A 13507-nucleotide genomic window follows, 5' to 3' on the forward strand; every position below is an offset into this window, starting at 1 on the left:
GGGACACACACCGGGCCGGGCCTCCCCGGCCCGGTGTGTCACGACCTGTAGTCGAAGTGGAGTTTGATCCTGTCGCCGCGGAACAGGATCTTCGAAAACTCGAAAACCCTCCCGGAGGCCTCCGAGATCGTGTCCTGCAACAGCAGCAGCGGAGCCCCCGGACGCAGACCCAGGAGATCCGCCTCCTCCTTCGTGGCGGCCACGGCCTCGAGTTGCTCCCCGGTGTATGAGGAGCGCAGCCCGTATTTGTTCTCCAATATCACGCACAGCTGCTCGCCCAGGACGTCGTCGTGTTCCAGTTCCGGCGCGAGGTGGACGGGTACGAAGGAGCGGTGGAGGCTCACCGGGTGGGAGTCGACGGAACGCCGGCGCACGACCTCGTGGACAGGGGTGGAGGGGGCGATCCCCAACCCGTCGCGGATGGCCTTGCCCGGAATGGTCCTGCGGATGCTGACGAGTTCCGTGGTGGTGGCGAAGCCCATCTGCTCCAACTGTTCCCGGACACCTTTGTAGGCCGGGGGGAGCGTCGCGATCTTCTGGTGGGTGACGAAGGTGCCCTTCCCGGGGACGCGCTGGAGGAGACCGTCACTGACCAGCCCGTTCAGCACCCCCCGCACGGTCATCCGGGAAACCCCGAGGGCGGCGTTGAGGGCGGCCTCCGAGGGAATCCGCTCCCCGGGTTTCCAGGACCCGGTGGCGATCTCGTGTCGGATGAAATCCTCTATCTGCACGTAGAGCGGGACGGGGGAATTGCGGTCCAGAGACTTGGCGTCCATGAATGACTCCGTCCTGTCAGGTCTGGTGCCGGGCCGCGGAGGACTGGGACGCGAACCCCGAAATCACCATAGCCCGTTTCGTCCGGGGTCCTACGAGATTCCCGCGCGGAGCTCCGCGACCTCCCGGCGCAGCCGCACCAGCTTCAGGCGACGATCCAGTTGCCGGATGCCACGGCCCGTCCTGCTGCACTGCTGGTACAGCCAGCGGATCACCACGAGAACCAGGTGCCAGCAGATCGTGCACACGACGATGAGTGGCAACTCGGCGAGTCCTGGGAGCCGCACGAGGATCAGGACGATCACCCCCAGGGCGATCAGGGTGGTCAGCAACTCGAACGCCGTGCGCACCAGCCACGCCCCGAGACGGGCCAGGCGGTTGTTCCCGGGTTTCATGGCCTCGGCCAGCACGTCCTTCCGCATCAGGGTGAAGGTGTAGCCCCAGAAGAACCTGAGCCACACGACGGTTGCGATGTGGAACAGCAGAACCTCCCAGACTGTCGTCACGTTGTGCGCGAGATGCCAGGTCAGGGGTGCCGGACTCAAGATGGCGAGGAGGGTCGTGACGATGAAGTGCCTTGCCAGCAGCCGTTTTCGTGTGTGACGCAGCAGGGCCTGCCTGGAGGCCCGGTTCCGGTCGCGTTTCTTCTCCCTCCGGTCCCGGTTGTTCTCCTGGCGTTCGCGATCCCTTCCCTGCTTCCTGAGCCGGGTCTCGGTGGCCTCGGCGTTCGTTCTGGAAAGGACCTCCTCCTGCTGTTTGGAACGTGCCAGGCGCATCCGTTCGTTCTCCAGCGAACGGGTGCGGATCGCGATCACGAAACCGCAGGTGATCACCCCGCCGGCAGGCAGGAGGAGCAGCAGCGGTGCGCGTTCCGTGAGCCAGGGGATCGTCAGGGTGATCGCCATCCCCGTCAGGCCCGAGAGCAGAAGGATGATTCCCTCCCGCGCCTGCTGGAGGGCGACCTGCTCGTTGGTCACGCGGTCGTCCCGGTCCGGGCTGTGGTTGCCCTGGATGGAGAACGCGATGTACAGAGTGGTCAGCAGCGCGAGGAACACCGGGAGCACGATCGCGAGCAGCTGGGCGAACCCGTCGGTGGCGAGCTGCGACCAGGTTCGGGTGATCTGGCCCAGCAGGGCTGCGGAGTTCGGCAGACCACCGAAATCGGTGAACTGCTGAATGGAGGACGCGATGATGGTCAGCGCCCCGGTCGACAGGAGAATCCCCAGGCTGGACAGGAAGGTGAGTCCCCAGTGTCCCCGCGAAATGCTGCGGATCTGCGAATAGGTGGTGGCGTTGACCACGAGGTCGTCGTCCCCGGATGTTTCCGGTGACTCACCCGAGGCAGCCGGTTCAGCGGCTCGCTCCGGCGGTTCCCCGGGCGATGGGGTCTGATCCGGTTGCGTTCCCCCGGCATCCGCATCCGGGGTACCGGCCGGTTTGGCGGCCTCGTCCGGGCCGGTTCCCCCGCTCTTCCCGTTTTTCCCGGGGGGCGGCGTGGGCTGCGAGGGGGAATGGGGTGTGGATGACGAGACGTAGGCCGGGGTGGCATCCGTCAGCGTTCCACGTCGTGGTTCGTCCTCGTCGTCGTCGGCCTGGTGCGCCGGGTGGTGTGCCGGGATCGCGGCCGGTGCGTCCGTGGGGGACAGGATCGCCCGGTGCCCGGTCGTGATCGGTCCGTCGGGGGAATCGGCTTCCTCGGGGGATGAACTCTTGGCGCCGGTGTCGGGGCGTTTCGGGATGGTGGAGAGGGATCTCTGGGGAGGCGCGCTCCCCACCAGCCCCGACCACAGCGTCGGTGGCGGGGCGAAGGGGGATGGCACGGGCGGGAAGGCGTTCTCCCTGGATTCCGGCCAGGCGCTCTTGAACGGCACCCCTTCCCTCGGGGCGGGGTACAGCGCGTCCTTGTCATGCACCACCTCCCGTGACGTGGCAGACTTCGCAGCGCCCCCGGGTACCTCCCGTTTGGGCAACGGGGCCGGGGCCGATTCCTGGTTGTTCGTCTTCCCGTTTCGTGTTTTGACCATGTCCGCTCCGGTCTCCTGAACTGACGGCACGATTGGACATCGTTCACAACACTTTACGTTCTGGTTGCGCTGAGACCAGACCCGCCGGTAACAAGGGGTGTCGCGGAGCGCGACGGTGTGTCCCCTAGTCCGTCGGGGCGACCTCCGGTTCAGGGAATGCGCCGGGTCCACTCCGGGGTGGCGAACTTCTTCTCCACCAGTTCCGCGGCAGCCGCGAGTTCGTCGTCGGTGTAGTTGCGGCGACGGGTGGAGTAGCGCGACTCGAAGTGTTTCAGGAAGGAGTCAATGATCTGGTCGCGGGGCAGCTGGGTTTGCGAACGCAGCGGGTCGACGCGCTTGTTCGCCGATTTCGTTCCCTTGTCCGACAGCTTCTCCCTCCCGATCCGCAGCACCTGGAGCATCTTGTCGGCATCGATGTCGTAGGCCATCGTCACGTGGTGCAGCACCACGCCGCTGGTCAGCCGGCGTTGCGCCGCGCCCGCGATTTTGCCCTTGTCGGAGGCGATGTCGTTCAGCGGCACGTAGCGGGCCATCACCCCCAGTTCTGCAAGAGCTCCCATCACCCACTGGTCGAGGAACTCGTAGCTGCGCTCGAAGCTCAGGCCCTCCACCAGGGATCCCGGGACCAGCAGCGAATAGGTGACGCAGTTGCCCGGCTCCATGAACATCGCGCCACCGCCCGTGATGCGCCGCACCACGTTGATGCCGTGGCGTTCGCGGCCCTCCTCGTCGATCTCGTTGCGGTAGCTCTGGAAGGAACCGATCACCACCAGGGGCTGGTCCCAGTCCCAGATCCGAAGCGACGGCCCGATCTCGCCGCGGGCCATGCGCGCCGCCAGCACCTCGTCGAGGGCGACGTGCAGGCGCGGATCGAGGGTGACCGGACCGATGACGTCGAAGGTGTGGTCGTCCCAGTTCGTGGCGTGCCCCAGTGCGCGCCGCACCGCGATGCCAACGGCTTCTGGGGAGAAACCGAGCAGTCGCGCGTCCTTCGGCAGGCAGGAGTTGATGGCTGCGGCCAGGTCGGCGACCGAGGAGGTGTGGGGCAGGCCGGTCAGCGCCCGGACGATGTCGTCGAGGGATTCGTCAGGTTCCAGGAAGAAATCCCCGGAGACCACCACCTGGGATAGTTTCCCGTCGACCACATCGAGATCGACCGCCACCAGTTTTCCGTCCGGCACCTTGTACTCGCCATGCATGTAGGGGAGCCTACGTGAGATCGAAGGACGCCTGGTGCCGTCTCGTTGGGAGAAGCCCGGTGGTGTTTGTCGCAATCCTGCGACGAATGCGCCACGCGGCTTCCGGAACCGACAAGCTTTGATCATCGAACGGGAAACGAACCCTCACCAAGGAGCAACCATGAAGACCATCCTCACCCGCACCGCCATCGCTGCCCTGGCCATTGCCAGCTTCGGGTTCGCCGCCTGCGCCGCGGGCGTGGAGGCCAAACCGCAGGATGCCCCTGGCAACGCCGGCAGCTCCCAGCAGGCCCCGGCACAGACGGACTCCCCGACCCCCCAGCAGACGAAGAGCGAGGACAGCTCCTCCTCGGAGACCAAGAACGGTTCCGGCGGTGTGACGGCCCCTGGTGTCACTGTCGGTCCGGGCGGTGTGAAAGCTCCTGGCGTCACTGTCGGTCCGGGCGGTGTGAAGGCCCCTGGCGTCACTGCCGGTTCCAGCGGGGTCACCGCCAGCGCCGGGAGCGTTCGCTCCGCCGACTGCGAAAAGGATTCGGTGGTGGAGGAGACCGGTGCCGTGGTCCGCTTCTCCGGGCACTGCGAGTCCATCGTCATCAAGAGCACGGGGGCGGTCGTCGAGTACGACCAGGTGGACAAGATGGTCATCGAAGGAACCGGCATCGCCGTCAAGGGCGGTGACATCAAGTCCCTCAAGATCACCGGAGACGGAGCGGGCGTCGTCTCCAGCGGCGATGTCGGCGAGGTGACCATTTCAGGCACCGGCAATGCCGTCACGGTCTCCGGAACCGTCGGGAAGGTCAAGGACACCGGCATTGGCAACGCCGTCAATTCCTGATCCACAAGCCGTTCCGGCGGCACCACCACAGCATCCCCCGACCGAACGCTTCCGGGGTTTCGGAAGGGGGGATGTTCAAGAATCATCCTCGACCCGGCACAATGTGCTTGCTCCCTAAACCAAACCCCCTCTGGAGAGACCATGAAGACCAATCTGATCCGTATCGCCCTCGCCGCGGCCGCCGTGACGGCCCTGGGGCTGAGTGCTTGCTCCGCAGGCGCCGAGAACAAACCCGCCGGGAACACTCAGGCGGTTTCGACCACCCAGGATGCCAACAAAAACACCCCGTCCCCCGGGAACGTGGCCACCGCCAGCAACGGGGGCGACGCGAACACCACCGCGAGCTCAGACGGCTCCGGCAACAAGAGCGGCTCCAAGGACAAGGGCGACAGCGATGACAAACCCTGCGTCGGGAACCCGAACGTTTCCTCCAGCAACGGTGTGGTGACCCTCAGCGGGCATTGCGACACCATCAATATCACCGGCAGCGGCAACCAGGTCACCTTCGAGTCCGCCGACAAGGTGATCCTCTCCGGAGGCAGCAATGTCGTCGTCGGCCAGGAACTCGACGACGTGGAGATCACCTCCAGCGGCAACAGTGTCACCGTGGCCGACGACCTCGACGAGGTCACGGTCAGCGGTAGCGGCAACACCGTCTCCTCCCAGGGCGTCGAGAAGAAGAAGGACACGGGCAGCGGCAACACCATCTCGTGAGCTCGGTCCTGGTCGTCGATGACGACCCCATGATCCGCGACCACCTCGCCCGCACCCTGGAACGGGCGGGGTTCGTCGCGTTCACCGCCGCTGACGGCGTGGCGGCCCTCGATGTGGTCGGCAAACAGCACCCCGACCTGATCGTCCTGGATGTGTTGATGCCGCGTGCCGATGGGCGGGAGGTGTTGGCCAGGCTGCGCAGGGGAGGGGACTGGACCCCCGTGATCCTGCTGACCGGCGTCGGGCAGTCCGGAACCCGCGCCGACGCCCTTGAGAAAGGGGCCGACGACTACCTCAACAAGCCCTTCGACCCCGCCGAGCTGGTGGCCCGGATCCGGGCGGTCCTGCGGCGGGGCCAGCTGGGCCGGACCCTCACCCACGCCTCGCGCATCCGGGGAGGCGGCCTGGAACTCGACCGGCTGGCCAAGACGGTCACCGCGCGGGGCCAAGCGGTGCAGTTGACCCCGAAGGCCCTCGCTCTGCTGGAGTACCTCATGGTCCACCACGGTGAGACCTTCAGCCGCGACCACCTTCTGGAACAGGTCTGGGGGGTGGAGTTCGCGATCACAACCCGTGCCGTCGATCATCGCGTCGCCGAGCTCCGCAAGGTGCTGGGGGCGCGGGGACTCGAGGTCATAGACACCGTCCAGGGTGTCGGGTACCGCTTCCATCCCGAGGTGAGAGCCGCGTGAGAAAACCGGTCTGGGTCTGGGCGGTCGCCGTGGTTGGGGCGCTCGCCGCCGCCGGGATGCGGATCGCCGGGGAAACCCAGATGTTCAAGGTGGGCGTCGAGCTGTGGGCGCTGCCCCTGCTGGCTGGGCTGCTCGTGCCGGCGGTGGTGATGCTTGCCGGGTGGCGTCGCGGCAGGAACGCCCGGGCCGTCAAGGAGGCGGTGGAGGGTGTCAAGGCGGAGGCGCGGGAGGCCCACCGCACCTTCGTGGGGCGTCTCGACCATGAACTGAAGAACCCCCTCATGGCGCTGCGCGTGGGGCTCGGTGAGGTGCGGGATCCGGTGCTCGCGGAGTCGATGCGGGTGCAGGTGGACCGGTTGGCGTCGCTGGTGGCGGAGCTCCGCAAGATCAGCGAGATCGACTCCTACCCGGTGGCCGACGAGCCGGTGGACGTGTCGGAGGTGGTCTCCGAGGTGATCGAGACGGTGGTGCCCGGTGACCGCGAGATGGTGGTGGCCTTCCCTCGGGCCCCGCGCCCCCTGCCCCCAGTGCGCGGCGACCGCGACCTGGTGTTCCTGGCCATCTACAACGTGGTGAGCAACGCCGTGAAGTACTCCTCGCCGGGGGCGACGCTGGAGGTGCGCGGCATGGAGGAGCGCGGGTACGTGGTGGTGGACGTCTCCGACACGGGGCGTGGCATCCCGGCCTCCGAGGTGGACCAGGTCTGGGGTGAGCTGGCTCGTTCCAAGGAGGTCCGGCACATTCCCGGCAACGGTCTGGGGTTGCCGATGGTGGCGGCGGTGCTGCGCAGGCTCGGCGGCTCCTGCGAACTGAGCTCCATCCAAGGCCGGGGAACCACGGTCAGAATGCGCCTGCCTCTGCTCTGACGAGCGCGGCGGACTTGTCGGCGGGAGTTCTGCTGCGTGGCTCGGGTGGCGGGAGATAAAGCTTTGTCAGCAGCCGTGTTTGTTGTGGTTGGTGGGGCAGGGGGCTTCTTTGGTGGGGGTGCTGGTCGGAACCGGTAGTGATGGGGTGGTGGGGGTGCCGTGTTTGTTGTTGGGGATGTTGACTGCGGATACCTCGACCACTTTGGTGTGGGCTTGGGTGGTGAGGTCCATTTCGATGGTTCCTTGTTGTCCGAGACCGGTCCAGACGATCACCCAGTGTGCGGTGGCTGTGATGGTGTAGTTGCCGGTTTGGTGGTAGATGTAGCCGCAGCTGGGGGATTTTTCGTTGCGGGTGTTGTGTTCGGGGTGTTCGATGCCTTTGTCGCATGTTTTGGTGTCGCCGTTGCCCATTTCCCAGGTGAGGTGGGTGACGGCTGCGGTGGCGGTGATCGAGTGTCCGGATTGGGTGACGGTTTTGGTGATGGGTCCCCAGGTGTTGGGGGTGGGGTTTTTGATCCACATCCAGTTGTTCCAGCCGATGTAGTTGTATCCGTTGGGTAGTTCTTCGAGGGGGTGGGGCCATAGTCCGATGTTGGGGGCGTGGAGGTCCATGCGTTCCATGGCGATCCTTGCGAGGGCGGCGGGTTCAGGAGTGCCCCCCGAACCCGCCCCTGGTGATCCGGAAGGCGCAAAACGCACGCATGACCCCGAGAGCGGGTCGTATTGGATGCAGCCTTCTATGGGCCAGCTCGGCTCTTCGGAACCACCCCCACCGGAACCCCCGCCGTCAGTGTTGCGGGGTTGCGTAGGCCTACCCGGTTGGCCGCCAGAACCCGGAGCCCTGATCTCAAGCTTGCAGGTCCCATTGCCTATGTCTTTTTGTCCGCATCGGACATTGCCCTCGGCGCGGGCTGACTGAGGAGGCAGGCCGACTGCGGCCAAGAGGCACGCGATGAGAGCAGCAATGATGGTTAAGCGTTTCATTCCGGGCACCTCAGGGCGTTTTCGTTCGTGGCATCCCCGAATTTCCAGCCGGCCTCGGTTTTGACCACATTCACATTCCACTGGAGATACCGTGGACGATCTATGGGCACCACGCTTTTCCCGGTGGCCGAGTCGATCACATCGACCTTCCCTGCGTCCGTGCACATCTGGACATCCACGGAACGCACACCATCAAACTCAACCGGCTCCGAAGCGCCCGTGATGCGAACAACCGCCTCCCCGGTCTGCACCTGACCCTTCCTGCGATACTCCGCAAGAGTGTCCATCTGTATTTCCTGGCTCTGGCCGATGGTGATGTCCTTGAGAGGCTGGGGATCGGAATCCGGATTGCTGAACACCTCATTTCGGATGCGAATGAACTCGATCAGCACATTGGCGGCTTCGAGTTGTTCCGGGGTGAAGGTCTCCGATGGCTGCGGTTTTGAGAGCGAGGGAACCGGCGATGAGGAGTGGGGTGTGGTGGTTCGGGGAGGCTGCTGCGGGGCGGTCCCCCAGGACTCCGAACCACTGCTTCCCGATCGAGGCTGCTGCCCACCACACGACGAAAACAACAAAACCACGGCCACAGCAACCGCAGCGGCTCCTCCGAAGTGATGTTTCACTGTTCAACACCTCCATTGGTGTCACAAACCCGGCAGGTGTCTCCAACCCGGGATCACACGACCCTAGAACCAACAACCGGACCCCGCGGGCCATCGAGAAGAATCTGGCCAAAAGTTAAGGGGCCCGCCGACGTTGGGTGGCTCGTCGATGTGACCTCAGCGCAACACCCGGGCCAGGAAGTCCTTGGTGGCGGACTCCTGTGGGTCATCTATCACCCGTTCCGGGGGACCCTGCTCGATGATTTGCCCACGCTCCAGGAAAACCACCCGGTCGGCGGCGGAACGGGCGAACCCGATTTCGTGGGTGGCCATCAGGATCGTGGAGTCGGCTCGTTTCAGGTCCAGAACCAGATCCAGGACCTCCCCGACCAGCACCGGATCCAGGGCGGATGTGATCTCGTCGAGCAGCAGCAACTCCGGGTTGGTGGCGATTGCCCGCACGATCGCGACCCGCTGCTGCTGGCCGCCGGAGAGTCGGTCGGGGAAGGCGCGGGCCTTGTCGCTCAACCCGATCCGTTCCAGCAGCTCCCTGCCCCGCGCCTCGGCGGCGCCGCGTTCGACACCGTGCACCTTCCGGGCTGCCAGGGTGATGTTGTCCAACACGCTCAGGTGGGGGAACAGGTTGTAGTGCTGGAACACCACTCCGATCCGGGCGCGCACCGAATCGACGTCGATGCGCGGGTCGGTGATGTCGGTCCCGGCCAGGAAGATCCGGCCGTCGTCGACCCGTTCCAGCAGGTTCGCGGTGCGCAGCAGTGTCGACTTGCCCGACCCCGATGCGCCCAGCAGCACCACCACCTCGCGGCTGCCGACGCTCAGGTCGAGGCCGCGCAGCACCACGTTGCGGCCGAACCGTTTGACCACCCCCTGCATCTCCAGTACCGGTCCGGCGTGGTCGTCGGCCCGGGTTGGTTTCAGCCCGGCCATCAGACCGTTCCTCCTGTCTGTTCGCGTTCACGCAGCCGGGCGGTGTACCAGTCCGAGAGCCGGATGAACGGCCAGCTGAAGGCCACGAACAACAGGCCCGCCACCACGTAGGAGGTGAAGTTGTAGGTAGTCGCCTGTTGGATCTGCGCGGCGCGGATGGCGTCCACGGCGCCCAGCACGGAGATCAGGCCGACGTCCTTCTGCATGGAGATGAAGTCGTTCATCAGCGCCGGTGTAACCTTCCGGATCGCCTGCGGGATCACGACGTAACGCAGGGTCTGGCCGTGGCTCAGCCCCAGGGACCGGGCCGCGAACCGCTGCGAGGGATGCACCGCCTCCAACCCGGCGCGCAGCACCTCCGCCACATAGGACGAGTAGGTCAGGACAAGCGCCACCGTACCGAGCAGCGCCGCCGGGATGCGCGTGGTCGGGTTCAGGGCCGGGATGCCGAAACCGATCAGGTACAGCACGATCAGGAACGGCATGCCGCGGAACAGATCCGTGTAGGCGGCGGCGAAGAACCGCAGCGGGAAGAACACCGGGCCTCGCAGCGATCTCAGCACGGCCAGGATCACCGCCAGGACGGCGACTCCGATGACGGCGAAGAACAGGATCTGGACGTTCAGCCACAAACCCACGGCGACTTCGGGAAGTGTGGCAGCGAAGTAGTGCGCCGAGAAGAAGGTTTCCCGGGTGACCTGCCAGCCGGGCGAGTTCTCCAGGACCAGCCAGATCACCACCGCGAACACGACGGTGGAGACCGCCGAGATCAGCACCGAGCGGATCGTCTGCCGTCGACGGTACCGGCGTCGCCCGAGCTCGATGTCGCTGACGACTTCAAAGTCGTCGACCGTTTCGTTCATCGATCAGCTCAGGACCGGGACGTTGACGGTTTCGGACAGCCAGGTTTTGGTCAGGGAATCGAGGGTGCCGTCCGCGCGGAGGGCGTCGACCGCGCCCGTGACAGCCGCGGTGAGCGGGGAACCTTTCGGCAGTACCAGACCGAACTGGTCGCCGCCCGAGGTGTCGGCGAACTGGCCGACCACCACACCGCCGTCCAGCTCGGCGGCCACCAGGTACAGCGCCGTCGGGAGGTCAACCACGATGGCGTCCACCTGGCCGCCCTTGAGGGCCTGCACCGTGTCCTGCGAGTTGTTGAAGACCGACGGGGCGGTGGTGGGTGCCACCGTTTCGGTGAGCATCCTGTGACTGGTGGTTCCGGTCTGCGCTCCCAGCAGGGCGCTCTTGAGCTCGGCGACGGTGGTGGCCCCGGATACCGGGGAACCCTTCAGGGTCACCACGGCCTGCGCGGTGGTGTAGTAGGGGGAGGAGAAATCGACGGCGTTCCGGCGCTCCTCGGTGATGGAGAACTGCTGCAGGTTGAAGTCCCAGTCCTTGGCGCCGGGAGCGACCGCGGCATCGAAGGTGCTGCGCACCCACACCACGTCCGCGTTGGCGAAACCGAGTTTTCCCGCGACGGCGTAGGCGACGGCGGCCTCGAAACCCTTGCCGGACGCGGGATCGTTGTTCTCCACCCACGGGGAGTAGGCGGGTTCGCCGGTGGCGATGGTCAACTTGCCCGGGGTGACGGTTTTCAGCGCCCCCTCGGAGGCCGATGCGCTGTTGGGGGTGTTCTTCCCGTCGCTGGCGATCGTGCAGGAACCGAGTAGGACGGTGCTGCCGAGCGCGAAGAGCGCGGCGCGGCGGCTGAGGGGGAGGGCCATGGCTGATTCTCCTTGGGTCAGGTCCGGTGAACGGGACTGATCCCATCCAACAACTGACAGCCCCACAGGTCCAGATCTGATTCCAGGAATGGAGGAAGACCAGGCCGGATGCCGGCCATCTTCCTTCCCTCGTCGTCCCGGGGAACGGCAGCGGAAGAGGTCGTGCAGCCCCAACACAGCCTGCAACCAGGGTTGCGATGCGTCGGCCAGCCCAGCCCGATCGCTTTCGGCATACGATCCGGTGCCGTGGTGGGGCGAGAGACACGGAGGTGTGGCCCCGCCACCGCCGTCATCGTGCCACGCGGGCTCAGCTGTGTATTTTGCTCCGCCGTGACCCGGCGAGATCACCCTGACCGGCGGGTCTTGGTGCTTCCAGGAGCGTTGCGCAGTGCCCCGTCTGTTCATCGAAGTCAGGATGCGATTCTGACGAACCAAGACCGCTTATCAAACAAACATAGCGGCAATTGAGAACGATCAAGATCGACAGGATGGATTCATGATGGAACCTTCAAGAATCTGTGTATGGATGACGTGGGGAAGTATGTAGAACCTGATCTTTGAGATCAGGAAAATCGCGACCCATAGTTTCGTGCCGTACCCCGCTTATTTGTCGCAATGGAGCCTGACCTTTGAGGTCAGGAAAACCCTTCCAACCCGGCGCCGTCCTCGAGGCCGCCCACCTGTCGCAATGGAGCCTGACCTTTGAGGTCAGGGAAAGATTGACGCGATTCGGTACGGTCAATCGGGGTAGCGTGGTCGCAATGGAGCCTGACCTTTGAGGTCAGGAAAAGTGATTTCGCATCGCGTTGAGTGAGGGCCTCCAGCAGGTCGCAATGGAGCCTGACCTTTGAGGTCAGGAAAAGGTCCGACCATTCAATCCGTATCCACCGCCTAGAAACCGTCGCAATGGAGCCTGACCTTTGAGGTCAGGAAAAGCGCCCTCCGTCACCCCGGAGGGTCGCTACTGGTGGCTGTCGCAATGGAGCCTGACCTTTGAGGTCAGGAAAAGCATCATCGGGGAACTCGACCTGGTCAAAGTCGACGGGTCGCAATGGAGCCTGACCTTTGAGGTCAGGAAAAGTACTCGGCTACCCCCGAGCGCCGAAAGGCCCGCGTCGCAATGGAGCCTGACCTTTGAGGTCAGGAAAAGTTGAGCTGTTGCGGGAATGGACTCGTGGCTGTTACGCGTCGCAATGGAGCCTGACCTTTGAGGTCAGGAAAAGGCCTACTCCCGCCCCCTGCGGTACCTGCTCAACTAGTCGCAATGGAGCCTGACCTTTGAGGTCAGGAAAAGAAGGCGGGGGCCGCGAGGGAGCGGTGGTCGAGCCCGTCGCAATGGAGCCTGACCTTTGAGGTCAGGAAAAGAGGTAATGACAATGTGGAAACAGGCCTGAACTGGATTCTGTCGCAATGGAGCCTGACCTTTGAGGTCAGGAAAAGCACATCGCCTGTCCAAACTTCCGCCGGAAGGGGCTCCGTCGCAATGGAGCCTGACCTTTGAGGTCAGGAAAAGGGCCTTGATGCTGCGCACGTCGGACAGCAGGTCCCGGTCGCAATGGAGCCTGACCTTTGAGGTCAGGAAAAGGGTCGGCGGACATACCCATTCCCTGGGCAGTCTTGATGTCGCAATGGAGCCTGACCTTTGAGGTCAGGAAAAGGCTCACTGGTCCCCCTTGGGGGCGTCGAGGTAGTCGGGGTCGCAATGGAGCCTGACCTTTGAGGTCAGGAAAAGGGGAGTAGTAGGCGAGCAGGGCGTCGGTGACCTCCGGTCGCAATGGAGCCTGACCTTTGAGGTCAGGAAAAGGGGTCGGGACGTCGCGGAGTTGCTTGATCCTGAGCAGGTCGCAATGGAGCCTGACCTTTGAGGTCAGGAAAAGGGACGACGGCACCAAAGCGCATCTGATCCTCGACATGGTCGCAATGGAGCCTGACCTTTGAGGTCAGGAAAAGGGCGGGCCATCACCGCACTCCAAGAAAGGAACACCGCATGTCGCAATGGAGCCTGACCTTTGAGGTCAGGAAAAGCCGACGGGTCGCTGGAAGGTAGGGCGGGTCGAGGTAGTCGCAATGGAGCCTGGCCTTTGAGGTCAGGAAAAGGGAAGGAAATGGGCACCACCCTGCCCGGGCAGCTCGAGTCGCAATGGA

The 13507-nt window shown here is 64.7% G+C and carries 12 protein-coding genes and 1 CRISPR repeat array (1 of these 13 cut by a window edge); of the genes, 4 read left to right on the forward strand and 8 right to left on the reverse strand.

Annotation, left to right across the window (positions count from 1 at the left end; all coding sequences use genetic code 11):
• Positions 1–38: 38 nt before the first annotated feature.
• The 3 genes from EL272_RS02915 to lplAB all read right to left on the reverse strand — a co-directional run bounded on the left by EL272_RS02915 (position 39) and on the right by lplAB (position 3997).
• On the reverse strand, positions 39–776 hold the full coding sequence (locus tag EL272_RS02915; protein WP_061788261.1) for a GntR family transcriptional regulator: 738 nt from the start codon (positions 774–776) through the stop codon (positions 39–41).
• Between the two features lie 90 nt (positions 777–866).
• Positions 867–2798 carry an ICP22 family protein gene (locus EL272_RS02920; protein WP_061788262.1) on the reverse strand — a complete coding sequence of 644 codons (1932 nt, stop codon included), beginning with the start codon at positions 2796–2798 and terminating at the stop codon, positions 867–869.
• 149 nt (positions 2799–2947) lie between these two features.
• Positions 2948–3997 carry a lipoate-protein ligase LplAB gene (lplAB, locus tag EL272_RS02925; RefSeq protein ID WP_014845720.1) on the reverse strand — a complete coding sequence of 350 codons (1050 nt, stop codon included), beginning with the start codon at positions 3995–3997 and terminating at the stop codon, positions 2948–2950.
• Between the two features lie 160 nt (positions 3998–4157).
• Between lplAB and EL272_RS02930 the strand changes: the two genes are divergently transcribed.
• The 4 genes from EL272_RS02930 to EL272_RS02945 all read left to right on the forward strand — a co-directional run bounded on the left by EL272_RS02930 (position 4158) and on the right by EL272_RS02945 (position 7104).
• Positions 4158–4832 carry a hypothetical protein gene (locus EL272_RS02930; protein ID WP_041696161.1) on the forward strand — a complete coding sequence of 225 codons (675 nt, stop codon included), beginning with the start codon at positions 4158–4160 and terminating at the stop codon, positions 4830–4832.
• A 141-nt stretch (positions 4833–4973) separates the two neighbouring features.
• Complete coding sequence (locus EL272_RS02935; RefSeq protein WP_061788263.1) at positions 4974–5546, forward strand: DUF3060 domain-containing protein; 573 nt, start codon at positions 4974–4976, stop codon at positions 5544–5546.
• Positions 5543–6238, forward strand: a complete 696-nt coding sequence (locus EL272_RS02940) for a response regulator transcription factor (protein ID WP_014845723.1) — start codon at positions 5543–5545, stop codon at positions 6236–6238. The genes EL272_RS02935 and EL272_RS02940 overlap by 4 nt, the downstream gene beginning before the upstream one ends.
• Entirely contained in the window at positions 6235–7104 is an 870-nt protein-coding gene (locus EL272_RS02945; RefSeq protein ID WP_014845724.1) for a sensor histidine kinase, read from the forward strand. The genes EL272_RS02940 and EL272_RS02945 overlap by 4 nt, the downstream gene beginning before the upstream one ends.
• 66 nt (positions 7105–7170) lie before the next feature.
• Here EL272_RS02945 and EL272_RS15635 read toward each other — a convergent pair whose 3' ends face one another.
• The 5 genes from EL272_RS15635 to EL272_RS02965 all read right to left on the reverse strand — a co-directional run bounded on the left by EL272_RS15635 (position 7171) and on the right by EL272_RS02965 (position 11362).
• Entirely contained in the window at positions 7171–7725 is a 555-nt protein-coding gene (locus tag EL272_RS15635; protein ID WP_061788179.1) for a hypothetical protein, read from the reverse strand.
• Positions 7726–8084: 359 nt separating this feature from the next.
• Entirely contained in the window at positions 8085–8480 is a 396-nt protein-coding gene (locus tag EL272_RS15640) for a hypothetical protein (RefSeq protein ID WP_061788264.1), read from the reverse strand.
• A 387-nt stretch (positions 8481–8867) separates the two neighbouring features.
• Positions 8868–9638 (reverse strand): amino acid ABC transporter ATP-binding protein, encoded by a 771-nt coding sequence (locus EL272_RS02955; RefSeq protein ID WP_061788265.1) that lies wholly within the window; start codon positions 9636–9638, stop codon positions 8868–8870.
• On the reverse strand, positions 9638–10501 hold the full coding sequence (locus EL272_RS02960) for an amino acid ABC transporter permease (RefSeq protein WP_014845728.1): 864 nt from the start codon (positions 10499–10501) through the stop codon (positions 9638–9640). The genes EL272_RS02955 and EL272_RS02960 overlap by 1 nt, the downstream gene beginning before the upstream one ends.
• Positions 10502–10504: 3 nt before the next feature.
• Positions 10505–11362 (reverse strand): ABC transporter substrate-binding protein, encoded by an 858-nt coding sequence (locus EL272_RS02965; RefSeq protein ID WP_061788266.1) that lies wholly within the window; start codon positions 11360–11362, stop codon positions 10505–10507.
• Positions 11363–11971: 609 nt separating this feature from the next.
• Positions 11972–13507: direct repeats of the CRISPR family, unit length 36 nt; unit sequence GTCGCAATGGAGCCTGACCTTTGAGGTCAGGAAAAG; it runs 604 nt beyond the window's last position.

It is taken from the genome of Arachnia propionica (assembly GCF_900637725.1).
GTDB lineage: Bacteria > Actinomycetota > Actinomycetes > Propionibacteriales > Propionibacteriaceae > Arachnia > Arachnia propionica.

Excerpts from the sequence above, each read along its gene's own strand:
- EL272_RS02915 (WP_061788261.1), bottom strand. The coding sequence starts at position 776 with ATGGACGCCAAGTCTCTGGACCGCAATTCCCCCGTCCCGCTCTACGTG.
- EL272_RS02920 (WP_061788262.1), bottom strand. The coding sequence starts at position 2,798 with ATGGTCAAAACACGAAACGGGAAGACGAACAACCAGGAATCGGCCCCG.
- lplAB (WP_014845720.1), bottom strand. The coding sequence starts at position 3,997 with ATGCATGGCGAGTACAAGGTGCCGGACGGAAAACTGGTGGCGGTCGAT.
- EL272_RS02930 (WP_041696161.1), top strand. The coding sequence starts at position 4,158 with ATGAAGACCATCCTCACCCGCACCGCCATCGCTGCCCTGGCCATTGCC.
- EL272_RS02935 (WP_061788263.1), top strand. The coding sequence starts at position 4,974 with ATGAAGACCAATCTGATCCGTATCGCCCTCGCCGCGGCCGCCGTGACG.
- EL272_RS15635 (WP_061788179.1), bottom strand. The coding sequence starts at position 7,725 with ATGGAACGCATGGACCTCCACGCCCCCAACATCGGACTATGGCCCCAC.
- EL272_RS02955 (WP_061788265.1), bottom strand. The coding sequence starts at position 9,638 with ATGGCCGGGCTGAAACCAACCCGGGCCGACGACCACGCCGGACCGGTA.
- EL272_RS02960 (WP_014845728.1), bottom strand. The coding sequence starts at position 10,501 with ATGAACGAAACGGTCGACGACTTTGAAGTCGTCAGCGACATCGAGCTC.
- EL272_RS02965 (WP_061788266.1), bottom strand. The coding sequence starts at position 11,362 with ATGGCCCTCCCCCTCAGCCGCCGCGCCGCGCTCTTCGCGCTCGGCAGC.